The organism is Shinella zoogloeoides (assembly GCF_020883495.1).
GTDB classification, from domain to species: Bacteria; Pseudomonadota; Alphaproteobacteria; order Rhizobiales; family Rhizobiaceae; genus Shinella; species Shinella zoogloeoides.
In genome coordinates this window covers 584811-609191 of sequence record NZ_CP086610.1, presented here as the reverse complement: position 1 = coordinate 609191, position 24381 = coordinate 584811, and the positions used below count along the sequence as shown (strand labels likewise).

The following is a 24381-nucleotide window of genomic DNA, read 5'->3' as shown; positions in this document are numbered from 1 at the left end:
GACGCCGTTACGCCCTCCGGCCCCGTGCGGCCGGTGAAGACACCGCGCCTGCCCGTCCTCCATTTCACGCGATATGCCGACCGGGCGAACAGCGCCAAGGCGCTGTCACATCGCCGTGTCCGCACGACGATACCGTACAGCCGGTTCCTTCCCTGAGCCCAGGCGGAGCGGGAGGCTGACGCCTCTTTCTGCCGCGATTCCTCGCGTTCCGGCACCGGCCGGCGCGCGATCCACCGCAAGAAGACAGGTCTTCCATGTCCCTGAACACGCCCTATTACCTGATCGACAAGTCGAAGCTTCTCGCCAACATGGAAAAGATCGCGCTGCTGCGCGAGATTTCCGGCGCCAAGGCGCTCTTGGCGCTGAAATGCTTCGCCACCTGGTCGGTCTTCGATTTCATGCGGGACTACATGGATGGCACGACCTCCTCGTCGCTGAACGAAGTGCGCCTCGGCCACGAGCGCTTCGGCAAGGAAACGCACGCCTATTCCGTCGCCTATGCCGATTACGAGATCGACGAGGTCATCAGCCACGCCGACAAGATCATCTTCAACTCCATCGGACAGCTCGACCGCTTTTCCGACAAGGCCTCCGGCATCGTGCGGGGCCTGCGCCTCAATCCCGGCATTTCCTCCTCCAGCTTCGACCTTGCCGACCCGGCCCGCCCCTTCTCTCGCCTCGGCGAATGGGATGTGAAAAAGGTCGAGCCGGTCATGGATCGTGTCTCCGGCTTCATGATCCACAACAACTGCGAGAACGGTGATTTCGACCTGTTCGACCGCATGCTCGGCACCATCGAGGAGAAGTTCGCCCCCCTCCTGAAGAAGGCCGAATGGGTGAGCCTCGGCGGCGGCATCCACTTCACCGGCGAAAACTATCCGCTGGAAAAATTCGCCGAGCGGCTGAAGCGCTTTGCCGGCGAATACGGCGTGCAGGTCTATCTGGAGCCGGGCGAAGCCTCGATCACCAAGTCCACCTCGCTGGAAGTGACCGTGCTCGACACGCTGAACAACGGCAAGGACCTCGCCATCGTGGACTCATCCATCGAGGCGCATATGCTGGACCTCCTGATCTACCGCGAGAGCGCCAAGCTTTCCCCGAATACCGGGCCGCACCGCTACATGGTGTGCGGCAAGTCCTGCCTTGCCGGTGACATCTTCGGCGAGTTCAATTTCGAGCAGGCACTGAAGGTCGGCGACCGCATCTCCATCCAGGATGCGGCCGGCTACACCATGGTCAAGAAGAACTGGTTCAACGGCGTGAAAATGCCGGCGATCGCCATCCGTGAACTCGATGGCAGCATCCGCACCGTCCGCGAATTCGATTACGCGGACTACGAAGCAAGCCTTTCCTAATCCCCTCATCAACCCCAGAAGGAGCTATTCCGGGACATGAAGAAGAACGTGCTCATCATCGGCGCCGGCGGCGTTGCACAGGTCGTTGCGCATAAATGCGCCCAGAACAACGACGTGCTCGGCGACATCCACATCGCTTCGCGCACCAAGGCGAAGTGCGACAAGATCATCGCGTCCGTTCATGAGAAGAAGGCGATGAAGCAGCCGGGCGTGCTCGAAGGCCATGCCCTCGACGCGCTCGACATCGAGGCCACCAAGGCGCTCATCACGTCGACGAAGTCTGAGATCGTCATCAATGTCGGCACCGCCTTCCTCAACATGTCGGTGCTGCGCGCCTGCATGGATACGGGCGTCGCCTATATCGACACCGCCATCCACGAGGAGCCGGGCAAGATCTGCGAGACCCCGCCGTGGTACGGTAACTACGAGTGGAAGCGCGCCACCGAATGCGCCGAGAAGGGCATCACCGCCATCCTCGGCGCCGGCTTCGACCCCGGCGTCGTCAACGCCTATGCCAAGCTCGCCAAGGACGAATATCTCGACAAGGTGACAGACGTCGATATCGTCGACATCAATGCCGGCAGCCACGGTAAATACTTCGCCACGAACTTCGACCCGGAAATCAACTTCCGTGAATTCACCGGCGTCGTCTATTCCTGGCAGAACGGTCAGTGGCAGACGAACAAGATGTTCGAAATCGGCAAGGATTACGACCTGCCGGTCGTCGGCACGCGCCGCGCGTATCTGTGCGGCCATGACGAGGTGCATTCGCTCGCCAAGAACATGGACGGCGCGAATGTGCGCTTCTGGATGGGCTTCGGCGATCACTACATCAACGTCTTCACCGTGCTGAAGAACCTCGGCCTGCTCTCCGAGCAGCCGGTCAAGACCGCCGAAGGCCAGGAAGTCGTGCCGCTCAAGGTCGTCAAGGCCGTTCTGCCCGATCCGGCCTCGCTCGCTCCCGGCTACGAGGGCAAGACCTGCATCGGCGACTATGTGAAGGGCCTGAAGGACGGCAAGGAAAAGACCGTCTTCATCTACAACGTGGCCGACCACAAGGAAGCCTATGAGGAAGTCGGTTCGCAGGGCATCTCCTACACCGCCGGCGTTCCGCCGGTCGCCGCCGCGATGCTGGTCGCCACCGGCGAGTGGGACGTGAAGAAGATGGCCAACGTGGAAGAGCTGCCGCCGAAGCCCTTCATCAACCTCCTGAACCGCATCGGCCTGCCGACCCGCATTCAGGACGAGAACGGCGACCGCGCCGTCAGCTTCTAAGACCGAAACCGCCGGCCGCGCTCTCACGCGCGGCCGGTTGCCAATCGAATGCAAAGGACAGCGCCGTGACGTCTGTGAAGGACACCCATTATCTCATCGCCGACGTCAGGCTGGAGGAAGGCTTCGAGAGGGACGGCGACGTCATCGTCGCGACCCGCACCGCGCTTTACACCCTGGAAATCCGCGATGGCCGGATCGCCGCGCTGCATGCCGCTGGCAGCCTCCTTCCCGCCGGCCTGCCCACATACCGGGCGAACGGCCAGCTCGCGCTGCCCACCCTGCGCGACATGCACATCCACCTCGACAAGACCTTCTATGGCGGCCCCTGGCAGGCCCCGCGCCCGCGCAAGGGCAAGACGATCATGGACATGATCGCGCTGGAGGAGAAGCTGCTGCCGCAACTCCTGCCGACCTCCGTCGAGCGCGCCGAGGGCCTGATCGCCCTCCTGCAATCCAAAGGCAGCACCGTCGCGCGCAGCCATTGCAACATCGATCCCGTCAGCGGCCTGAAGAGCCTCGAACACCTGAAGCGCGCGCTGGAGAAGCATACCGACGATTTCGCCTGCGAGATCGTCGCCTTCCCGCAGCATGGCCTCCTCCATTCCAGGGTCGAGGGGTTGATGCGCGAGGCGATGGGAATAGGCGTCGACTTCGTCGGAGGTCTCGACCCGACCAATATCGACGGCGCGATGGAAAAATCGCTCGACGCCATGTTCCAGATCGCGCTCGACACAGGTAAGGGCGTCGATATCCACCTGCACGAGGGCAACCCTTCGGGCATCGCCGCCATCGACTACATGCTGGACATGGTGGAAAAGACCCCCGCCCTGAAGAACAGGCTGACGATCAGCCACGCCTTCGCGCTGGCCGATCTCGGGCCGGAGCAGCTTGCGCAGACCGCCGCGCGCCTTGCCGAAAACGGTGTTGCCATCGCCTCGACCGTTCCGATCGGCCGAATGGTCATGCCGCTGGCGCAGCTTTGCGAGGCGGGCGTCGCCGTCATGACCGGCACGGACAGCGTGATCGACCACTGGTCGCCCTTCGGCAGCGGCGACATGCTGGAAAAGGCCAATCTCTACGCCCAGCTCTATCGCGGCTCGGACGAATACAGCCTCTCCCGCTCGCTCGCCATCTCGACCGGCGGCGTGCTGCCGCTCGACGACGACGGCAACCGCGTCTGGCCGAAGGTTGGCGACGAAGCCGGCTTTTCGCTTGCCCCGGCAAGCTGCACCGCCGAGGCCGTCGCGCGCCTGCCGGCCCGCACCGCCACCTTCCACAAGGGCCGCCTCGTTTCGGGCAGCGTGGAGAAGGCCGGGACCTGATACGGAAAGGCCGGCGCGCCTAGACGATCTTCTCGATCTCCAGTTCCTGCCCGCCGACCGTCACCGCATCACCGACGCTCTTGCCCATCAGCAGCCGGGCGACCGGCGAGACATAGGAGATCGACCCCGCCTTGGGGTCGGCCTCGTCCTCGCCGACGATGCGGTAGGTCTGCACGCGCCCGTCGTCCCGGTTGAACGTCACGGTGCTGCCGAAGGCGACGACGTCGTTCGAAGCGGGCGGGGCGATGAGCTGGGCGGTGCGCAGGCGCTCGACGAGATAGCGGATATCGCGCGCCGGACCTGCCGTCTGGCGGCGGCGCTCGTTGATGTCCTCGACGCCGTTGCCGGCCTCGAAGGCGGCGCGCGCCTCCTGGAGCTGGCGTTCCAGCGCTTTCAGGCCCGCTTCCGTCACCAGATTCGGGTGGGGCGAGATGGGGCGGTCCGGAAGCTGGGTCTCCGCTGCCGTTTCCGCACTTTCTTCCTTGACGAATGCGACGCTCACGCTCGAACTCCGTTTGTCTCCGGGTTCGATATCTAGGAAACTTCGCGCCCGATTGCTACCGCCGCATCTTCTGCTCGGTGCGCATTTCGGCGAGCGCCCGGATGGCGTCCTGCCGGCCGGTCTCGCCGAGCGCTTCGAAGAGGCGCAGGGCATCGGCGCGCAGGCCGAGATTCTTGTAGGAATAGGCGCGCAGCACCATCAGGTCGGTCGGCTCGGTGTGGAACTGGCGGCGCTGGTCGAGGAAACCGATGGTCTCGCGGTAGCGCCGTGCGCGGAAACTGGCGACGGCGCGGTCGGTGAGGATCGCCGTCTGCAATTCGGCGGTGCGGCTGCCGTCGAGTTCCGCCCGCGTGGCGGCCACGGCCGCGTCGGCGGTCAGCCCGGCGCGCAGATAGGCAAGGCTCTGGCCATAGGCCGCATCGCTGCGGGTGTGCCCGCTGCCGGCAAGAGCGGCCTCGAAGGCGCGTGCGGCCTCCATCGGCCGGTTGATTTCCATCAGGCACCAGCCGAGCGACAGCGCGCCGGCCGGCGACAGGCCCGCCGGATCCTGCGTCGTGCGGCAATTGACGGTGGCGTCCTGCGCCCGCCGCGCCGTGCGGGCGACCCGCCGCGGCCTTGCGGCAACGTCCTCGGCGACCTGCGCATGTTCCGACACGACGGTCTCGCGGACGGGCAATGCATGCTCGGCCTCGACGACCTTCGGCTGGCGCAGGCGGTGCAGCGGCGCGGCGTCCTCGCTCGTATCCACTTCGCCGAGCCGCGCGATGCGCTCCGAACGGCCGGCCCAGGCCTGCTTGACGGCGGCAAGACCGGCAAGGTCCTCCAGCCGCAGCCGCGCGACGCCGAGACCATAGGCGGCAGGCTCGTAGTCCGCCTTCCATTGCAGCACCAGCGAGAACCATTCGCTGGCCGTGCGCGGCTGGTCCATGGCCAGCGCATACCAGCCGAATTGCTCGCCGGTCTCCGGATGCTTCTTCTCCAGCGTGACCGCGGCGATGCGGTTCAGCACCTTCGGCTCGATCCGCACCAGCGGGTCGAGTGCGAGCAGGTTGGCGGTCGCCGCCAGATAGGTCTCCATCGCCTGGTCGGAACTCGTGCGCCAGGCATACATCACATCCTCGGCCTCGGCCGGCAGCTTGCGGGCGAGCAGGATGAGGGCGAGGCCCTGCGAGGCGGAGGCCGAATCCTCGATGGCGCGCGCCTTGCGGAAGAAGGGCTCGGCGGCCGCGTTCTGGTCGCGCCGGAGGTGATACCAGCCGAGCAGCAGGGCGTCGGAGGCAAGCCCCTCGTCCGCCGCCAGCTTCTCGACGATCCTCAGATAGGCGGGATCGACGGTGAGCGTCGGATCGGCATCGCCCTCGCCAACGAAACGGCGGGCGAGGTCGCCCCGGATCGCATCGAATTCCTTCACACCGTCCGCGCCGGTGCGCTCACGGGCAAGAAGGCCCTGCATGTCGGCATAGCCGAGCACGGTGGACGCCTTCTGCACGGTCGCCACGCGCACGGGAGCATCCTCGCAATTGTCCAGCATGTAGCCGAAGGCATCCTTGGCGCGCTGCACGCGCTTGGTCTTGACGAAGGCCTCGGCCACGCGCCACAGCACGTCGGGATCGCTGCAGGTGAGCAGGCTCGGCGTTTCCGCGCCGATGCGCACGACCTCCTCGCTCTTGCCGGTGTTCGAGGCGGCGACGAGCGCCGCGCGCTTTTCCGCCACATCGAGACGCTCGATGAGATCGGCGGGCGGGGTCCATTGCGGATCGTCCTTCTGGCGCTTGGCGATCGCCGCGCGCACATCGGCGTAGCGCGACTGGCTGTAGAGCGCCCACATCTCTTCCAGTTGCCGGTCCTCGTTGACGGGAACGGCGAGCGGATTTTCCGGCGGTGTCCAGGTCGGGTAGAGCGCGCGCAGACGGGCGATCTCGGCATTGAGGCGGGCGGTATCCCCGCGCGCCGCGAAATAGCGCAGGGCGCTTTCGTCGACCGCCGGCGCATTCGCGCCTTTCGCGGCCGCTTCCGCCGTCTGGCCCGGCCTGGCATCCTTCTCGCCGGCCTGAAGCTGGGCGAATTCGACGCGGGCGCGTTTACCCGCCGGCGCGGCGTCCTGCGCTTCGTCCGAACCGGCATCGGGATAGGCCAGCCCCTTCATCGGATTGCCGGCAACGCCGAGGGAAAGACCGGCGACACCCGCTGCCCCGGCTGAGGCGAGGACGACCGCGACAAGGATCGACTTCATCCCGAACTTCCCTCGGTGCTCGTTCATCACATACAGCTCCGGCCTGGACCGCGACGCCCGCATGCGCCATCAATGCCGGAACATGTCGCCATGTCCCCCAGGAAGAGCCAACCAGCGCCGATAAAAGCGCGATAGGGTTAACGGACGGTAAACGACCGCTCAACTCTCCCGCCCGAAGCGGCGCAGCAGGCCCGATGTCGCGATGCCGAGCAGGATCGACAGGAGGCAGAACACCACCGCATAGGCGAGGATATTGGAGGAAAGCCAGTTGGCCGCCACGAGGCGCAGATTGGCGAAGCTGAGCGGTTGGGTGGCCACGAAGCGGGCGCTGCTGACCGGCCGCGTGTCCAGTTCCTCCATGCCCTTGCCCTCGAGGGTCGCATAGCCGGCGACCTCCCGCCAGCGCTCTTCCTGCGCCACGGCGTTCATGCCCGCCCGCAGGTCCGCGCCGGTCGGGGCGGACAGCACCGTCCAGGTTCCGGTGCGCTCAGGGCTGTCGCCCTGCGCGATCAAAAAGCGCGCGTCCTCGCCGGGCGTGACCGCCTGCTCCGCGCCGGGCAGCAGGCGCAGCGAGGAAAGCGAGATATCGAACGTGCGCTGGAGCCAGGCCTCGAAGGCGGAAATCTGTCCGCGCCAGGAGCCGCCCCTGACGCGCGACTGCCACTCGCCAAAGGCCTCCTCCGTCGCGCCGCCCTGCACGTCGCCGGCCGTCGCGCCCCACGAGGAGGCGCTTTCGACGGCGATATGCGTCTGGTCGAGCACCACCGGCGGCAATTGCGAGATCGTGCCGACGAGGACGGCATTGCGCTCGCCGATCGCCAGCGCCGAGGCCTCCGGCCGGACCTGCAGGACCCGGCCGCTCGCCACCGCCGTCTTGCCGAGGAAGGTCGCGCTCGCCGAGAGCATGTCGGCGTCCAGCCGGTCGAGATAGAGCGCCGCCGGCTCGGTCTGGCCGTTATAGGGGAAGCCGGTGCCCGACAGGGCGGCCAGGTTCGGGAGCTGCGCCATGCGGGCGAAGCGCGGCACGCGCAACTCGGAGGAATCGAACAGCGCGAAGCGCGGCTCGTGCGAGGCGCTAGCGCCGGGCGCGCAGATCTTGTCCGCCTGGGTCATCAGCACCGCCTCGATATCGATGCGGTTCGGGCCGGGACGGAAATGCCGCATGGTCACGCGGATCGGCAAATGGCGGAAAATGCCGCCGTTCCGGCTGGTGATCGGCACGGTGGAGGCGATGTTGCCGTTGACGTAGATGTCTATGTGGCTGCCCGGCAGTACTTCAGGCGAATAGGCCGCATCCAGCAGCAGCGTCGCCTCGCCATAGGCGTCGGCGAAGAAATCCGAGGGGATGCCGATATCGAAGCCGGTGCGGAAGCGCCGGCCGCTGAACTCTCCGGTGCGCACGCCGAGCGAGGCGAAGGTCAGCGAGGCCGCGCCCGCCACGAGCGGCGTGTCCGCCGCATTGCGCTGGCGCACGCTGAGCGCCTCGCGCGTGATGCCGAGCGGCCGGTCGACGGGCGCGACGAGGCCCTCGACCGCCTCCTCGACGGAGCGCCAGTCCGGCCCGCTGACCACGAAGACCTTGTGATCGCCGGCCGGCGCATCGGCGAAGGCGGCTACAGCCGAACTGTGCGCCGACGCCGGCAAGGACGGCAGCAGCGGCGCGATATCGCCCGCCGTGCCGACCAGCACCGCCAGTTCGCCCGGCCCTGTCTTCGCCGGCAGGGCATCCACCACGTCGAAAATCTGGTTCGGCATCTTCGCCATCAGCGCAAGGCCCTGGCTCAGCCGCATGAGGGCATTGGTGGCGGCCGGCTGGCCCATTTCCGGCACGACCATGGTGAAGGTCGTCTGGCCGGTCGGCCCAAGGCCGATGGCCGGAATATCGTCGACCGTCGCAAGCCGCCCGTCGGCCTCTGCCGGTATCGTCAGGAAGGTGCGCGCGGGGTCGATGGCGGTCCACAGGTCGAAGGTCGAGCGGATGGTGCAGTCGGTCCGGTGGCGCTGGGCCACCTGGAAGGTCACGCGGTTGCCGCCGGGCCGGAGCAGGCCGGCCGGCAGGTCGAAGTAGATGTCCTTGACGCCTTCCGCCGACTGCACGGGCACGTCCCCCACCTTCACGTCATTGACGATGACGGTGAGGCGGGAGGATTCCGGCGCGACCACGACGGCGTTGGAATAGCCGAGGCTGAGCGAGGCGATGCCGCCCGCCTGCTGCTTGGTGAGGAAGATCGGGAAGGAGCGGCTGTCAATCTCGCCCTCCAGCAGGAGGGAGGGCGCCGACACGATATAGCGCCGCGCTATCGGATCGGGTGTCTTGGCTTTCTGTTCCGGCTGCCGGGTCTCGACCGTCGCGGGCTTGCCGCCGCCTTCCGCCGGCTTCGTCTCGACCGTCGGGCCGCGCTCGCCGGACATGTCGAAGGGCACGGCCTGCGCCAGGGCGCTCGAAGCGGAAAGGGCAAGGGAGAGGCCGAGGATCGCGGCCTGTTTCGAAAGGAGCCTCACGACGCGGCCTCCTTTTTGCTGCCGCCGAGGCTGCGCAGGAAATAGAGCAGCCCGCGGCCCGTCTGGTGTACGGCGACGCCGAGGAACCAGAGCGTTCCGCGCAGCAGGCCCGGATTGTAGCGCCGCGAGACCTGGAAATCGCTCCACTGGTTGGAATTGGCGAAGATGAGGTCGGCGACGAGCGCGTGATGATGCGCCGCCTCGGGCATGAAGCGGCAGCCGACGGCGACGACGCTGCCGAGGTGCTCGGTATTGCGGATCTCGACCGGCAGGGTCTCCTCGCCATCGGAACCGTAGGGCTTGAAGCGCAGCTCTCCCCGCGTGCTTTCCGCAAGGTTTCCCTCCAGGCCGAAGACCTGCACGCGCGCGCCGTTGGCCGACACGTTCTCGAGCGTTGCGGGATATTCCCGCCCCTCGGCGATGAAGGTGCAGCGGCGCTTGACCGTGACGCGGCGGCTCGCCGCCCGCTCGCTGCGCTCGGAAACGACGCCGAGGGCGCAGCCGGCGATGATGAGGTTGAGCAGGTTCCAGCCGCCGACGACGAAGGTGACGTCCGCCTTGTAGGGCTCGGCGTAGAAGCGGTAGATGCTCATCAGGAAGGCGACGAAGAGCACGGCGAAGATGACGAAGAACGGCCGGCTGATCTCGGAAAGCCGCGCGACCTTGATCGATTCGTCCTTGGCCGTGACCTTGAAGGTCGGCTTGGTCGGGTTGAGCATGACCGAGATGACGGCCGGCAGCAGATGCACGCTCTGCACATATTCGTACAGTTCGGAAATCCACGGCCAGCGGAACGAGCCGTAGAGATAGTTCTGCATCATCAGGTTCACCAGCATGTAGGCGAGCGTGTAGCCGAGGAACTCGCCGCCCGAGGCGGTGAAGATTTCAAGGTCGAAGAAGAGGTAGAAGAGCGGCGCGAAGAGGAAGATCGTGCGCGGGAACGGGAACAGCCAGAACAGCGTGGACGACATGTAGCAGAGGCGCTGCGGCAGGGAGAGGCCACGCTTCAGGAGCGGGAAGCGGAAGCGCAGAATCTGCATCATGCCCTGCGCCCAGCGGCTGCGCTGGCCGATGAAGCTGGCGAAGGTGGCGGGCTGAAGGCCGGCGATCAGCGGCTTGTCGACATAGACGCTGTTCCAGCCGCGCGAATGCAGCGCCAGCGCCGTCTCGCAGTCCTCGGTGATCGAAAGGCCGCTGAAGCCGCCCGCCTCGTTGAGCGCGGCGCGGCGCAGCACGGCGGCCGAGCCGCAGAAGAAGGCGGCGTTCCACTTGTCGAGGCCGCGCTGGATGATGCCGTAGAACATCTCGTTCTCGCTCGGCATCGTCTCGAAGGTGCGCAGGTTGCGCTCCAGCGGGTCGGGATTGAGGAAGAAATGCGGCGTCTGGACGAGGAACAGCTTCGGGTCGTCGGAAAAATAGCCGACGGTCTCGCGCAGGAAATCACGCGCGGGCGCATGGTCAGCGTCGAAGACGGCGATGAGGTCGCCGGTCGAGTGCTGCATGCCGTTGTTGAGGTTGCCGGCCTTGGCGTGCTCGTTGCGGGCGCGGGTGAGGTAGTTGACGCCGAGATCGCGGCAGAGCGCCTGCAACTCGCGGTGCCGCGCCTCGGCGGTCTGGGCCTCGATCACGGCCGCAGCGTTGCGCTTCTGCTCCGTGCCGCCGTCGTCGAGCAGCCAGACGGTGAAGCGGTCGGCCGGATAATCCATGGCCTTGGCGGCGGCGAGCGTGTTGGCCAGAAGCGCCGTGTCCTCGTTGTAGGTGGGCACGAAGACGTCCACCGAAGGCAGCCTGCCCTCGCCCGCCGTGCGGCTCTTGCGCGGCGGCAGGGGCATCGCGACGACGAAGAGGCTGAGTGCCAACATCATCACACTGTACATTTCGGCAAGGTAGAGCAGGAAGCCGGGAATGAAGTTCTCGAGCTGGTTCAGCGGCGGCAGCGTGCTCGTCGAGCGCCAGTAGACATAGCGCAGCACGACCGCCGTGCCGAAGGCAAGCGCGATGAGCCGCCAGATGCCCTCCGCGCGCAGCACCTTGATCACCGCCATGAAGGTCACCACAGCGATACTGGCGATAAGCTGCGTCTGGACATTGATGGGCAGCGTGATCACAAGAATCACGAGGGCAGACACGAGGGCCCACAGAATGATCGTGCCGGTATGTTTCATACGCCGTCCTTCGCCGTCATAGCGCGCTGGACCCGACCTTACGGCCATACCCTTAAGGAAAAATTAGGCGTCTTCCCGCCCGTTCAATCACATGTCGCAGAGCCGGAGGGGGACGTCACGCAGACGGGCGACGGCACGACGACCGCCTCCCCTTCGGAGGCCGGCGAACCGCTTGTCGGCGAGGGCACGATGACCACGTCGCCGCTCGCCTCCACCGCGGGAACGACCTTCTTTTCGGCCGCGCGGCGGGCCACCGGAACGGGCCGCGCCTTTTCCACCGGCACGACGGCCGGCACCCGGCGCTCCGCCACCGGCACCCGCAGCGGCTCGCCGCCGCCGATCTGGCTGTCGACGGAGGCCGGCGCGCCATAAGGGTTCCAGGTCTCGCCGGAGAAGCCGCCGACGATGGTGTAGCCGTACATCAGCTCGACCAGCTCGGCCTCAGAGGCACCCGCCTGGCAGACGCGCAGGCGGATCTGCAACATGCCGAGATCGCGCATCCGGTCGCGCTCGGCCACGTTGGAGCGGATCTGCTGCCAGCCGTAGAGGCAGCCGTCGTCGCCCGCTCCGCGCCCATAGGCATAGCCGAAGGGGCCGTAGGTATTGCGCACGAAATTGCTGGAGATCGCGAGCGTTCGGCCGGGGAAATAGGTGCGGATTTCCGAGCGGATCGCCCGGTGCTGCACCGGCCGGAAGGCCAGCGCGCCGCCGGGCATCGCCACCGTCTCGGCCGGGCCGAAGGCCTGTATGCTGATGAAATTCTGCCCGGGCGTCGCCGCCGAGGTGGAGAGCGCGATCTGCTGCTCGATCGCATTGGTATATTGCCGCTGGATCACGCTGACGATCGACTGCGTGCCCGGTGCGGGCAGCACGAGCGCGCTCGAGGCCGGCACGGTGGTCGACAGCGTGGCGACGCCGGCGCCGGGACGCGCCGCGCAGCCGGCAAGCACCGTTGCCGCGATCGCCGTCAGCAGCGATGCGCTGCGAAGCACCGGGCCGCTACGGCGGAAAAAACGAATCAGCGCCGAATCATCCATGTCGCAGTCATATTTCGACAGGACGCAAATAGGAATCCCAAGATATTGCGATAGCCTTTGGGAAGGCCTGTCAGTCCGCGCCGAGCGCCACGGCCGGTTGCAGGTGCGAGGCGTTGCGCGCCGGCAGGTAGCCGAAGACGAGCCCTGTCAGGAACGAGCAGGCGAAGGCGAGCGCGACGGGACCGGCGGTGAAGCTGACCGGCATGCCGAACGCCTGCGCGAGCGCGCCGACGGACAGGCCCAGCACCACGCCGATGGCCCCGCCGATGGCCGAGACGACCAGCGCCTCGATGAGGAATTGCAGCAGGATATCGCGTCGCCGCGCGCCCGTCGCCATGCGCACACCGATCTCGCGGGTGCGCTCGCGCACGCTCACCAGCATGATGTTCATCACCCCGATGCCGCCGACCAGCAGCGAGATGGCGGCGACCGAACCGAGGAACAGCTTCATCGTGTTCGACGTCTCGGTGAAGGCCTCGCGCACGGAGGACATGTTGGTGATCTGCGTGTCCTCGGCCTTGTGCCGCTCGTCGAGCAACGACTGGATGGCGTCCTGCGTCAGATCGATGGCCGAGGCATCCTCCACCTGCACGGTGATGGTGCGCACATTGCGCTGGCCGAAGAGCCGCATGCTGCCGGTCGAGAGCGGCACCAGCATCACGTCGTCCTGATCGTTGCCGCCGGCGCTTGCGCCCATCTCTGCCATCACGCCGATGACCTGGAAGGGAATCTTGTTGACCAGCACATACTGGCCGAGCGGACTGGCGCCATCGAGAAACAGCGTCTTCGCCACCGTCTGGCCGAGCACGGCGACCGGCGCATAGGCGTCCATGTCGTCCTGGTTGATGAACTCGCCGGATGCGAGACCCCAGGATTTGGCGCGCGGAAAGGCCGGCACCGTGCCGTTGGCGGTCGTCTGGTAGTCGATATTGCCGTAGCGCACGGTGACCGAACTCGTCATTTCCGGCACCGCGAAGACAACATTCGGCACGTCGAGGATGGCGTCCGCATCCGATGGCACGAGGGTCACGGGGAAGCTGCCGCTGCCGCCGCGGAAATTCGCCATGCTGGGGCGCACCAGCAAGAGGTCGGACCCCATGGCGGAGATGCGGTCGAGCACGGAATTCTGCGCGCCCGTGCCGATGGCGAGCATCGCCACCACCGAGCCGACGCCGATGACGATGCCGAGCAGCGTCAGCACCGTGCGGAAAAGATTGGCGTGCAGCGCGCGGAAGGCCATCTTGACGGCTTCGGACACGTCCGCGATAGCCGCCGAGCCTTCCTTGACGGCCTTCTTCAGGCCGGCGGCGGCCTCCGTGGACGGGCGCGCCTTGCGGGCATGGTCGGAGACGATGCGGCCGTCGCGGATCTCGATCAGCCGGTCGGCGGCCTCCGCCACCTCGCGCGAATGGGTGATGAGGATGATCGTATGGCCTTCGCCGTGCATGCGGCGCAGCAGCGCCATGACCTCTTCGCCGCTCTGGCTGTCGAGCGCGCCGGTCGGCTCGTCGGCAAGGATGACGCGGCCGCCGTTCATCAGCGCGCGGGCGATGGAGACGCGCTGCTGCTGGCCGCCGGAAAGCTGGTTCGGGCGATGATCCAGCCGGTCGCCGAGCTTCAGCGAGCCGAGCAGCGCTTCCGCCCGCTCCTGCCGGTCGCGCGCCGGAAGGCCCGCATAGATCGCCGGCACCTCGACATTCTCGCGGGCGCTGGCCGTGGGAATGAGATTGTAGCTCTGGAAGACGAAGCCGAAGGTGCGGCGGCGCAGCGCCGCAAGCTCGTCGCTCTCGAAACCGGCGACCGGCTCGCCGTCGATCAGGTAGTCGCCGGACGTCGGCTGGTCGAGGCAGCCGAGGATGTTCATCAGCGTCGACTTGCCCGAACCGGACTGGCCGATGATCGCCACGAACTCCCCCGCCGCGATATCGAGCGAGATGCCGTGCAGGACCTCCACGGCGAAATCGCCGTTGTGGAAGGTCTTGGTGACGTCGCGAAGCGAGATGAGCGCCGTCATGGCCGGCTCCTCAGAACATCGGCGGCATGCGCATGCCGCGCCCCGAATTGCGGCTGCCGCCGCCGGAAGCCTTGCCGCCGCCCGCGCTGACGACAACCTTGTCGCCTTCGGCAAGGCCGCTCTTGACTTCCACGCTCACCCGGTTGCGGATGCCGGTCTCGACCTGCCGCACCTCCTGCGCGCCGGAAGCCGTGACGACCGTCACCTCGGCCTTGCCGCCCTCGCCGCGCTTTGCCGAGACCGCGCCGGCCGGCACGACCAGCACGTCGCGCGCCGCCGCCTGCACGAAGAAGACCTGCGCGCTCATCGACATCATCAGTTCGCCGTTCGGGTTGGGCACATCGAACAGGGCGTTGTAGAGCACGACATTGTTCTCGACGGTCGGCGACGGCTCGATCTGGCGGAGCGTGCCGGCAAAACGCTTGCCCGGCTGGCCGAGCAGCGTGAAATAGGCCTCCATGCCCACCTTGAGGCGGCCGACATCGGCCTCGGAAACCTCGGCGCGCACGGTCATGGTGGAAAGGTCGGCGATGGTGACGATGGTGGGCGCGCTCTGGACGGCGTTCAGCGTCTGGCCTTCCTTCACCGGATTGGCGGTGACGGTGCCGGCCATGGGCGCATAGATCTTGGTATAGCCGAGGTCGACCTCGTCGCCGCCCAGCGTCGCCTGCTGCTTGCGGATCTGCGCCTCGGTGGCGTTGACGTCGGCCTCGGCCGCTGCAAGATCGGCCACGGCCTGGTCGAGCGCCTGTTTCGCAGCCGCGTTGCCGGCCACGAGACTGCGCTGGCGGGTAATGTTGGCCTGCTTGAAATCGAGCTGGGCCTTCTTGGAAACGAGCTGGGCCTGAAGATTGGCGAGTTCCGCGCGGTTGATCTCCATGCGGTTCTCGATGGTCGCCGGGTCGATCTCGGCCAGAAGCTGGCCTTTCGTCACCGTATCGCCGATGGCGACATGCAGCGCCTTGAGCTGGCCGGAGACCTGCGCGCCCGCATCGACGGATTTCAACGCCTCAAGCGTGCCGACGGCCGTCACCGCGTTCTCGATATCGCCGCGGGTGACGGGCTGGGTGATGATCGCAGTCGCCGTCTCCGTGGGCGCATAGGCGCGCCAGCCGTAATAGCCCGCGCCGCCAAGCGCCGCGATGACAGGCAGCCACAGCCATGCGCGCGAACGCCGCCTGCGCCGCGCCGGCGGGGCCGCTCCGGGCATGAAGGTGACATTCGCGCGGCCGCTTTCGTCGGCGGCCTTCTCGTCGGTTTTCGGTCGTGCGGTCTTGGTCATCGGCGTCCCACTGGTCGAGGCCGGGCCTCTCTCACGTTCCTTCCATTGACATGTGACATCGCACGCCCCCGAGGAGAAGCCCTTGGGATCATTATATTTCCGTAATGTTTGCCGAAAAACTCGACTTATCCGGCCCGCCGCGCGGCAATGCGGCGGCGAAGGCCGGCGACCTCCTCCTCCGTCAGCGCCCGCACGGCGCCCTTCTCCAGATCGCCGAGCGCGAGGTCGCCGATGGAGACCCGCACGAGGCGCAGGCACTCGATGCCCTGCGCCTCCAGCATGCGGCGGATCTGCCGGTTCCGGCCCTCGTCCAGCACCACCTCGATCCAGGAATTCCTGTCGCCCTCGCGCACGGCGCGCACCGCCGTCGCCCGCAGCAGCTCCCCGTCATGCTCGACGCCGCGCACCATCGCGTCCAGCACCTGCGGGGTTGGCTTACGGTCCATCTGGACGTGATAGGTCTTGGCGACATGGGTCTCGGGATCGAGCAGCGCCTGGGCGAATTCCGTGTCGTTGGTGAAGAGCAGCAGTCCCTCGCTCGCCTTGTCGAGGCGGCCGACCGGGGAGAGATGGGCGTGGTCGAGATGCTGCAGGCAATCGAAGACCGTCGGCCGGCCCTCCGGATCGTGCCGGGTGGTGACGAGGCCGCGCGGCTTGTTGAGCATCAGGTAGACACGCTGCTGCGCCGCGACCCGCTTGCCGTCCACCGCGATCACCGCGGCGGAAAGGTCGACCCAGGTCTCGGTATCGGTGACGATACGTCCGCCGACCGTCACGCGCCCCGCGCGCACCAGCGCCTCCGCCTGCGTGCGCGAACAGAAGCCGAGCTTGGAGAGCGCGCGCGCCAGCGTCGCCCGCTTGCCGCCTTCGGGCGGACGGGTCTTGCTGCCGGTTTTCGGTGTCTGCGGTTTGCGGGTGCCCTTCATCTCGCCGTCCTTGGTTGACCCAAAGGCCCTTGCCATTCTAAAGCCGGGGTCGTCCAGCCAAATCCGCAAGCCCGAAGTGAGACGCCGTTGACCATGGAAGACATTACCAACGAACTCGTGACGCTGCGCGATTACTGGCGCTATGCGATCTCCCGCTTCAACGCGGCCGACCTCAGCTATGGTCACGGCACCACGACGGCCGGCGACGACGCGGCCTTCCTGCTGCTCGACACGCTCGACCTGCCGATCGATGCGCTCGATCCCTTCCTCGACGCCCGCCTGCTGCCGGCCGAGCGGCGGCTGCTGGCCGAGCGCATCGAGGCGCGCGTGACCACCCGCAAGCCCTCCTCCTACCTTACCGGCCGGGCCTATATCCAGGGCGTACGGTTCCATGTGGACGAGCGGGTGATCGTGCCGCGCTCGCATATCGGCGAAATCCTGTTCAGCGAATATCTCGGTGAGAACGGCTCGTCCTTCCTGCCGGACCCGATGTCCGTCGAGAGCGCCGTGGATATCTGCACCGGCTCCGGCTGCCTTGCCGTGCTCGCAGCGAAATTCTTCCCCGCCGCCACGGTCGACGCCGTGGACCTTTCGGCCGATGCGCTGGAGGTCGCGGAACTGAATATCGCCGAACATGACGTCGCCGGGCAGGTGAACCTCTTCGAGGGCGATCTTTTCTCCCCGCTTTCCGGCCGTCGCTACGACCTCATCATCACCAACCCGCCCTATGTCGACCACGAGGCGCTGGACCTCTATCCGCCGGAATTCCGCGCCGAGCCGGAAATGGCCCATGACGGCGGCGAGGACGGGCTGGACCTCGTGCGCCGCATCCTCAATGACGCGCCGAACTTCCTCAATCCCGAAGGCGGCATGATCTGCGAGATCGGCTCGGGCCGGGAAATCCTCGAGGAGGAATTCCCGCATCTCGATTTCGTCTGGCTGGAAACGGCCGAATCCCAGGACGCCGTCTTCTGGATTTCCGCCGAAGCGCTCGGCGTGGCGTAGGAGCGGCCCCGATCTTGAGCGACGAAACGCGAGAGACAGGACAAAAGCCGGCGCGCGCGACGCGCCTCACACTGCTGTGCCGCGGCGCCACCGCCGCCAACCGGCTGTCCCGCCTTTCCTGCGACGAGCCGCTTCTGGCAAGGGAGCGGGAACGGGCCGAGCGCCTTGCCCCTCTTCTGCCGGCCGTTGACGCAGTGTTTTGCGCACCGGAAACCAGCGCGCGGGAAACCGCCGCCCTGCTCGGCCTGCCCCCGACGATAGCCGAGCCGCTCCGCGATATGGACTACGGCCGATGGAGCGGCCTTGCCCTGGAGGATATCGCCGCGCAAAACCCGCGCGACCTCCAGCACTGGCTATCGGACCCCGCCGCCGCGCCCCATGGCGGGGAAAGCTTCGAGGCGGCACGGACGCGCTGCACAACCTGGCTCGACGGCCGGCACGCGGCGGGTGGCCATCTACTGGCGATCACCCACGCCACCGTCCTGAAGCTCATGCTTGCGCATGTGCTCAATGCGCCGCTTCAGGCCATCTGGCGCACCGATGTCGAACCGCTCGGCGCGCTGACGCTAACCAGCAACGGCCAACGCTGGGCGCTGCGCTTCTTCGGCTCGCCGCTGGCTTTCGGCTAGAACGGGATCTGTTCAAGCTGCTTGGTAATTCTGTTCCCGCAGATTCCCTTCATATCCCGGCCATGACCGATCATGTGCCAACAAACCGTCCCCCTACCACAAAGTCAGAAGCGCCAGCCGATGCTTCCGCGAATGGCCTGAGTACGCGTGCGCCGCCCGGCCTCGCCGCTATAGGCGACAGACAGGGCAGCGTTCGAAGCAACCCTGGCGGAGAGGCCGATGCCGCCGAAAACGGTCTCCCGGTCGAGCGGCGTGCCGTGGATGACGAAATCGTCGCTGCCGGCAAAGGCCATGGTGGTTTTCGGGGTTGTGTCGCCCATGGCGTGGCGCCAACCGAGGGTGGCGGTCGCGCTGGTTTCGAAGCCCGCAAGGGTGAAATCGGACGTGACTCTCACGCCAAGGCTCGAAAGCAGGACAGACGTATCCTCTGCGCGTCCGATGAGGGCGGCGGCTTGCCCCTCTTCGGAAAAGCCATCGGTGCGGACGAGGATCCCGGAGAGGCCTGCAAAGGGGTGAAGCGCGGCCGTCTGGAACAGGCCGGCGGCCGGCAGGCCGATGCGATAGTCGACTTCGCCGAAGGCTTGCGCCGTGCCGGCGGCGTATTTCCCGGACAGGCGATCAGTATAGCCGGGATAGGAGGCTGCACGGCTGGTCGCAATATCGTTCCAGCCGTAGGACGCGCCCGCGCGCAAGGCGAGATTTCCCCATTGCGCTCCGCCATAAACGCCAAAGACGGGCGTTTCGATCACGCTGGAGGCGGAGCGCGCGCCGTCGAGCGTGGTTCGCTGATATCCCGCGAACAGGCCGAAGCGGCCATTGTCGAAGACCGGCGCATCGACACCGGCAAGAAACCCTCCGGTCTCATGGTCTGCGGCCTGCGCATTGCCGTCGCCGCCGTTTCGACCCCGGGCGCCGAGGCCCTGCATCCACATGACCGGGCAACCGACAAGCGGCCGGATTCCGCCGATACAGGTCGTTCCGGGCTGCGGACGATCGCTGAACGCCGCGCCGATGCGCTCAAGGACAGCCATGCGGGAGAGCGAGGTATTGGAGACAAGCGCGCCCGTGACGGACGGATGGACCTCACCGGAAAGGTGGTCGAATGCCGCCCGCGCACTTTCGTCATCCGGCAGGGTCCCGATCGTGCCGCGCAAGATGCTGCCGATCGGCAGGCTTGTCAGGCCGGAGGCGGTGGCCCGCTGGTTGCGGGTCTGCGCCGCATCCGAGAGGGAGCGGGTCTGGGCAACATCGAGATAGACGGCGTTGGCGTCGTAGCTGTCGCGCAGGGAATAGAAGGCCGAGACAGCGCCTCCCTCGGCCAGCGTGTAGGTTCCGGTAACGCCACCGGCCGCCGTCAAGATCGTATAGCGGACACCCGGCAGGATGACGCCGGAACCGTATTTGAGAGCCTGGAGAACGGCACCGTTCTGGATCGTCGCGGTTCCGCTGACGTCGATCCTGTCGGAAATGGCGGAGCTGGGGACGAATTCGGCGGCATAGGTCGAACCGGTCAGGGCGGTGTAGTTGCCGCTCACGGTGAGCGTCCCGGGGCTGTTGCCGGGCGTCACCGTCGCGCCGGACTGGGTCACCAGATCGCCGACGACACCCGCACCGGAAAGACTGCCGCCGGATGCCACCGTGACCGCCGATCCTGACAGGGAGCCATTGATCTTCAGTTCGCCGGCAAGGACCGTCGTCGCGCCCGTGAAGGACGAAGAATCCCCCGTCAGGTTCAGCGTGCCGGACCCCGCCATGTCCAGCGTACCCATGCCGGAAATCGAATCGGCATAGGACGCAACGCCGGAAGGATTGAAGACGATGCCGCCGCTGTTGGTGACATTGCCGCCGAGCGCGCCGCCATGGTCGACCCGCAGCGTTGCGCCCGATGCAATCGCCGTACTGCCTGAAAAGCCGGACGAATCCCCCGTCAGGATCGTTGTGCCGGCCAGCGCATTGATCGTACCCGCGCCGGAAATTGCCGGTGAAAACAGATAGTCCGTCGCCGTGTGATTGAAATTGATCGTCCCTACCCCCGGGCCGAACACGACGTTATCAACCGCCAGCGTGCCCGGCGTCGCGGCGGCATTTCCCGCTGCCGCGCCGATATTCAGCGTGGCGGAGGAGCCGCTGGCGGCGCCGAGATAGACCGTCGACGTGCTCTCGTAAGCACTCCCGTTCAGCGGCGTGATCAGTCCGCCGGCGGTGGAGAGAACGGCGCCATCCGCCAGGGTCAGTATCGCGGTGCCGCCCGACGTGCCGTTCACGACATTGTCGAGAATGCCGCCAAGGAACAGGTCCCCCGCCACATCCCATCGGGATCCCGCCCCCGTCAGCAATACCGAGCCGAAGCTGCCGCTATTCACGCCGATGCCAGCCAGACCGGTAGTCGCCGTGCCGCCATCGGACACGGTCAGAGCGCCGGTTCCGTCCCGTCCGATCATGGCGGAGCTTTCCATCTGGAGCATCGAGCCCTGTCCGTCCACGGTCATGGTCCCGGATCCGGCCGCGTTGACGCCCAGCCACAGGCCGGAACCGCTGAAGAGGCCGCCGTCGGAGACGGCAAGCTGCCCGCTGTCCGAAAGGCCGACATAGGTCCACGCATCCTGAAGGGATGCGCCGGTGCTCACCCAGTTGCTGCCCGCCCCCTGAATGTTGACCGTTCCGACATTGCTGTCGCCGATGCGCGCACCATTGCTGCGTACGCTGCCGCCATCCATCACCTGCAGGATACCGGCACCTCCATATCCGACGCACATGAGGCCGGTGCTGGCCCATGTCGATCCCTGCCCCGTGACCGTCGCCGTGCCGGTGGCGCCGGCGGCATATCCGAGATAACCGGTCGCGTCGGTCACCAGTCCGCCGTCGGAGATAGTGAGCGATCCCACGCCCGAACTGCCGACCGCCAGATGCTGGCTGCTGGCCCAGGTCGAGCCCACGCCTGAAACGGTCGCCGTTCCCGTGCTGACATTGCTGTCCGTGCTGTAGGCGATGGCGGCCACGCCGCCGGATACCTTGGCCCCGTTCGAGATGACCAGCGTGCCGGTGCCGCCATTGTTGCCGACGACCAGCCCTTTCGTCAGGGTCGCCGTCGAGCCCGTACCGTCGACGGTGAGGCTTCCGCTCGCTCCCGCGGCAAAGCCGAGATAGGTCGAGAACATTGTGTTGTTCACGGTGAGCGAACTGCCGGACTGGACACGCACCACACCAACGCCGCCGCTGACACGCCCCACATAGAACTGATCGGCAACGATCGAGCCACCGCCGGAAGAGGTGGCTCGGTTTGTCTGAACAGCTTCGGGCGTTTCGCTAAGTGGATTTCCGCCTCGATTATGCCGCCACCATCATTGGTGTCAGCGCGTTGAAGTAGGCCTGATCCGGCGTCCGCCGGTCAAGGGATGAATGTGGGCGTCTGGTGTTGTAGAAGTTCAGATATCGGCCGATGCCAGCGCGTGCCTCGGACACAGTCTTGTAGGCATGGAGGTAGACTTCCTCGTATTTGATCGAACGCCAGAGCCGCTCGACGAAGACATTGTCTCGCCACGCACCCTTGCCATCCATCGAGATGGCGATCTGTGACCTCTTCAGCACGGCGGTGAAGTCGATGGAGGTGAACTGCGATCCCTGGTCGGTATTGAAGATTTCCGGCCTGCCATGACGGGCAAGTGCCTCCTCCACCGCCTCGATGCAGAAGGCTGCTTCCATCGTGATCGACAACCGCCATGACAAGACCTTCCGGCTGAACCAGTCCACGACGGCGCACAGATAGACAAATCCCCGCGCCATGGGGATGTAGGTCAGGTCCATTGCCCAGACCTGATTGGGCCGGGTGACTGCCAGCTTTCGTAGGAGGTAGGGATAAATTTTGTGCCCTGGCGCTGGTTTCGAGGTGTTCGGGCGGCGGTAGATCGCCTCGATGCCCATCTTCTTCATCAGCGTGGCGACGTGTCGCCGCCCGGTCTCCAGACCTTCTCCTCTCAAGAGCCCTTGCAACATCCGACTTCCGGCAAAGGGGTAGTCGAGATGCAATTCGTCAATCCGGCGCATAAGGGCCAGATCGCCGTCAGACACCGGACGAGGCAGATAGTAGACGCTGCCACGGCTGAAGCCGAGAAGCTTCGCCTGGCGCACGACGGATAGCTTGTGCTCGCGGTCGATCATTTCTTTCCGCCCAGCAATCCCGCCTTGCCGAGCGCACCGGATAAAAAATCGTTCTCCAGTGTCAGTTCGCCGATTTTCGCGTGCAGCGTTTTGACATCGATGGTCGGACCCGACGGCTCCGCTTTCGTTTCATCGCCGAACACACCTGTCGCCCCCTCAAGGAGCTGGTCTTTCCATTGCTTGATCTGGTTGGCGTGCACATCGAACTGCTGGGACAACTCCACCAGCGTCTGCTCACCTCGGATGGCGGCAAGTGCCACCTTCGCCTTGAAAGCCGGGCTATGGTTCCGGCGCGGTCGTCTCGTCATGGTCTCTCCTGTTCCCGGCATCTAAGCCGAAGTCAGGCAGAAACTCCACTTATCCCCGCTGTGCAGATTTCCCGAGCCAGCTCTGACCGCATCCGACAGAACCTGCATGTAGCGGGCGAGAACGATCAGCTCGGCGCCGGACTGCTCGACCACTTCCATCAGCCGCGCCTCAGCCTGCGGCTTGTTCTCCTTCGTCACCTTGATGTGGTGGAAGGGGATGTCGTGGTTGACGATGACCTTCTGGTAATCGAAGTGGTTGGAGACGACGCCGACGATGTCGATCGGCAATGCGCCGATCTTCCAGCGGTAGAGCAGGTCGTTGAGGCAATGGCCGAAGCGCGAGACCATGAGCAGCACCTTCATGCGCTCGTCGCTGTCGTTGAAGCGGTATGTCATCGCATATTTCTTGGCGACCGGGGCAAAGCCCGACTTGATGTCGTCTTCCGACACGCCTTCCTGCGACAGGAAGGTGAGGCGCATGAAGAACAGGCCCGTCTCCAGATCGTCGAACTGCGACGAATCGGAGATGTAGCACCCCTTCTCGGCGAGGTAGCCGGTGATCGCAGCGACGATGCCGCGGGTCGATTGGCAGGTTACGGTCAGGACGTGGCTTTTCATACGGCGATCTCCGGAGGCTGGAAGGCAGAAGAATGGCGCGGCCTTGCGAACCGCGCCATCCGTCGCTTGGGAGGCGAATATCGGGCGTAACACCCGGATTTACAGAGCCTTCTGAAGCTCCGGGAGGATTTCGAAGAGATCGCCGACGAGGCCGTAGTCGGCCACCTGGAAGATCGGCGCTTCCTCGTCCTTGTTGATGGCGACGATCACCTTGGAGTCCTTCATGCCCGCCAGATGCTGGATCGCACCCGAAATGCCGCAGGCGATGTAGAGCTGCGGCGCGACGACCTTGCCCGTCTGACCGACCTGCCAGTCGTTCGGCGCATAGCCGGCATCGACGGCAGCGCGGGAGGCGCCGACGGCAGCACCGAGCTTGTCGGCGACCGGAAGGATCACTTCCTGGAATTTTTCGGACGAACCCAGCGCGCGACCGCCCGAGATGATGATCTTGGCCGAGGTCAGTTCCGGACGGTCGGACGAGGACAGGGCATCCTTGACGTGGGTGGAAAGACCCGGGTTCGCAGCGGCCGAGATGGTCTCGACCTGCGCGCTACCGCCCTCGTCTGCTGCGGCGAAGGACGCCGTGCGAACGGTGATCACCTTCTTGGCGTCCGTGGACTGAACCGTCTGAATGGCATTGCCCGCATAGATCGGACGCTTGAACGTGTCGGCCGAGACGACCTCGACGATTTCCGAAACCTGCGCGACATCGAGCAGGGCGGCGACGCGCGGCAGCACGTTCTTGCCCACCGAGGTCGCGGCCGAGACGATGGCGTCATAGTTGCCGGCGAGCGACACGATGAGCGCGGCCAGCGGCTCTGCAAGGTTGTTGGCAAGGCTTGCGTCGTCGGCGAGCAGGACCTTCGTCACGCCCGAGAGCTTGGCAGCCTGTTCGGCCGCGGCCTTGGCATTGCTGCCGGCGACGAGCACATGCACGTCGGAGCCGATCTTCGCCGCTGCCGTCAGCGCCTTGGCGGTCTGGTCGGAAAGGTGTGCGTTGTCGTGATCTGCCAGAAGAAGAATGGCCATTGTCGTGTTCTCCCTTTCCTG

16 protein-coding genes and 1 pseudogene are annotated in these 24381 nt (G+C 66.0%); 5 read left to right on the top strand and 12 right to left on the bottom strand.

Going from position 1 to position 24381, the window contains the following annotated elements; genetic code table 11:
* Window positions 1-254: 254 nt before the first annotated feature.
* The 3 genes from K8M09_RS02960 to K8M09_RS02950 all read left to right on the top strand — a co-directional run bounded on the left by K8M09_RS02960 (window position 255) and on the right by K8M09_RS02950 (window position 3952).
* Window positions 255-1355: a carboxynorspermidine decarboxylase gene (locus K8M09_RS02960; protein ID WP_160787839.1), complete on the top strand. Its 1101-nt coding sequence runs from the start codon at window positions 255-257 to the stop codon at window positions 1353-1355.
* A gap of 36 nt (window positions 1356-1391) precedes the next feature.
* On the top strand, window positions 1392-2630 hold the full coding sequence (locus K8M09_RS02955) for a saccharopine dehydrogenase family protein (RefSeq protein ID WP_160787840.1): 1239 nt from the start codon (window positions 1392-1394) through the stop codon (window positions 2628-2630).
* A 65-nt stretch (window positions 2631-2695) separates the two neighbouring features.
* Window positions 2696-3952 carry an amidohydrolase family protein gene (locus tag K8M09_RS02950; RefSeq protein WP_160787841.1) on the top strand — a complete coding sequence of 419 codons (1257 nt, stop codon included), beginning with the start codon at window positions 2696-2698 and terminating at the stop codon, window positions 3950-3952.
* A 19-nt stretch (window positions 3953-3971) separates the two neighbouring features.
* On the opposite strand, the gene greA is transcribed toward K8M09_RS02950, so the two are convergent.
* The 8 genes from greA to K8M09_RS02910 all read right to left on the bottom strand — a co-directional run bounded on the left by greA (window position 3972) and on the right by K8M09_RS02910 (window position 16613).
* Window positions 3972-4454 (bottom strand): transcription elongation factor GreA, encoded by a 483-nt coding sequence (greA, locus tag K8M09_RS02945; RefSeq protein ID WP_160787842.1) that lies wholly within the window; start codon window positions 4452-4454, stop codon window positions 3972-3974.
* A gap of 55 nt (window positions 4455-4509) precedes the next feature.
* Window positions 4510-6687: a cellulose synthase gene (locus K8M09_RS02940; protein WP_160787843.1), complete on the bottom strand. Its 2178-nt coding sequence runs from the start codon at window positions 6685-6687 to the stop codon at window positions 4510-4512.
* Between the two features lie 159 nt (window positions 6688-6846).
* On the bottom strand, window positions 6847-9189 hold the full coding sequence (locus K8M09_RS02935; RefSeq protein WP_229342121.1) for a cellulose biosynthesis cyclic di-GMP-binding regulatory protein BcsB: 2343 nt from the start codon (window positions 9187-9189) through the stop codon (window positions 6847-6849).
* The gene (gene bcsA, locus K8M09_RS02930) at window positions 9186-11354 is read right to left on the bottom strand and encodes a UDP-forming cellulose synthase catalytic subunit (RefSeq protein ID WP_160787844.1); all 2169 of its coding nucleotides are present in this window, start codon (window positions 11352-11354) and stop codon (window positions 9186-9188) included. Before bcsA ends, K8M09_RS02935 begins: the two co-directional genes overlap by 4 nt.
* Window positions 11355-11437: 83 nt before the next feature.
* On the bottom strand, window positions 11438-12391 hold the full coding sequence (gene bcsN, locus K8M09_RS02925) for a cellulose biosynthesis protein BcsN (protein WP_160787845.1): 954 nt from the start codon (window positions 12389-12391) through the stop codon (window positions 11438-11440).
* Between the two features lie 70 nt (window positions 12392-12461).
* On the bottom strand, window positions 12462-14405 hold the full coding sequence (locus tag K8M09_RS02920) for a MacB family efflux pump subunit (RefSeq protein WP_160787846.1): 1944 nt from the start codon (window positions 14403-14405) through the stop codon (window positions 12462-12464).
* A gap of 10 nt (window positions 14406-14415) precedes the next feature.
* Complete coding sequence (locus tag K8M09_RS02915) at window positions 14416-15687, bottom strand: efflux RND transporter periplasmic adaptor subunit (protein ID WP_160787847.1); 1272 nt, start codon at window positions 15685-15687, stop codon at window positions 14416-14418.
* Window positions 15688-15812: 125 nt separating this feature from the next.
* The gene (locus tag K8M09_RS02910; RefSeq protein WP_160787848.1) at window positions 15813-16613 is read right to left on the bottom strand and encodes a pseudouridine synthase; all 801 of its coding nucleotides are present in this window, start codon (window positions 16611-16613) and stop codon (window positions 15813-15815) included.
* A 93-nt stretch (window positions 16614-16706) separates the two neighbouring features.
* Between K8M09_RS02910 and prmB the strand changes: the two genes are divergently transcribed.
* Window positions 16707-17618, top strand: a complete 912-nt coding sequence (gene prmB, locus K8M09_RS02905; protein ID WP_160787853.1) for a 50S ribosomal protein L3 N(5)-glutamine methyltransferase — start codon at window positions 16707-16709, stop codon at window positions 17616-17618.
* Window positions 17619-17632: 14 nt separating this feature from the next.
* On the top strand, window positions 17633-18247 hold the full coding sequence (locus K8M09_RS02900) for a histidine phosphatase family protein (protein WP_160787849.1): 615 nt from the start codon (window positions 17633-17635) through the stop codon (window positions 18245-18247).
* A gap of 104 nt (window positions 18248-18351) precedes the next feature.
* On the opposite strand, the gene K8M09_RS02895 is transcribed toward K8M09_RS02900, so the two are convergent.
* The 4 genes and pseudogenes from K8M09_RS02895 to K8M09_RS02880 form a co-directional block, all read right to left on the bottom strand.
* Complete coding sequence (locus K8M09_RS02895) at window positions 18352-21477, bottom strand: autotransporter domain-containing protein (protein ID WP_229342118.1); 3126 nt, start codon at window positions 21475-21477, stop codon at window positions 18352-18354.
* Between the two features lie 97 nt (window positions 21478-21574).
* Window positions 21575-22713 (bottom strand): IS3 family transposase gene (locus tag K8M09_RS02890; protein ID WP_229342049.1). Its coding sequence is split into 2 segments (ribosomal slippage): window positions 21575-22455 and window positions 22455-22713, totalling 1140 coding nucleotides; the frame shifts between segments, so codons are not numbered across the junction.
* Between the two features lie 90 nt (window positions 22714-22803).
* Window positions 22804-23331 (bottom strand): annotated as a pseudogene (locus K8M09_RS02885) (formyltransferase family protein); the annotation flags it as partial.
* Window positions 23332-23430: 99 nt separating this feature from the next.
* Window positions 23431-24360, bottom strand: a complete 930-nt coding sequence (locus K8M09_RS02880; RefSeq protein ID WP_229341923.1) for an electron transfer flavoprotein subunit alpha/FixB family protein — start codon at window positions 24358-24360, stop codon at window positions 23431-23433.
* Between the last annotated feature and the right edge of the window lie 21 nt (window positions 24361-24381).

Bases quoted from the DNA above. Each gene is read 5' to 3' on its own strand.
- K8M09_RS02910 (WP_160787848.1), bottom strand. From the start codon at position 16,613: ATGAAGGGCACCCGCAAACCGCAGACACCGAAAACCGGCAGCAAGACC.
- prmB (WP_160787853.1), top strand. From the start codon at position 16,707: ATGGAAGACATTACCAACGAACTCGTGACGCTGCGCGATTACTGGCGC.
- bcsN (WP_160787845.1), bottom strand. From the start codon at position 12,391: ATGGATGATTCGGCGCTGATTCGTTTTTTCCGCCGTAGCGGCCCGGTG.
- K8M09_RS02940 (WP_160787843.1), bottom strand. From the start codon at position 6,687: ATGAAGTCGATCCTTGTCGCGGTCGTCCTCGCCTCAGCCGGGGCAGCG.
- K8M09_RS02960 (WP_160787839.1), top strand. From the start codon at position 255: ATGTCCCTGAACACGCCCTATTACCTGATCGACAAGTCGAAGCTTCTC.
- K8M09_RS02955 (WP_160787840.1), top strand. From the start codon at position 1,392: ATGAAGAAGAACGTGCTCATCATCGGCGCCGGCGGCGTTGCACAGGTC.
- K8M09_RS02880 (WP_229341923.1), bottom strand. From the start codon at position 24,360: ATGGCCATTCTTCTTCTGGCAGATCACGACAACGCACACCTTTCCGAC.
- K8M09_RS02915 (WP_160787847.1), bottom strand. From the start codon at position 15,687: ATGACCAAGACCGCACGACCGAAAACCGACGAGAAGGCCGCCGACGAA.
- bcsA (WP_160787844.1), bottom strand. From the start codon at position 11,354: ATGAAACATACCGGCACGATCATTCTGTGGGCCCTCGTGTCTGCCCTC.
- K8M09_RS02920 (WP_160787846.1), bottom strand. From the start codon at position 14,405: ATGACGGCGCTCATCTCGCTTCGCGACGTCACCAAGACCTTCCACAAC.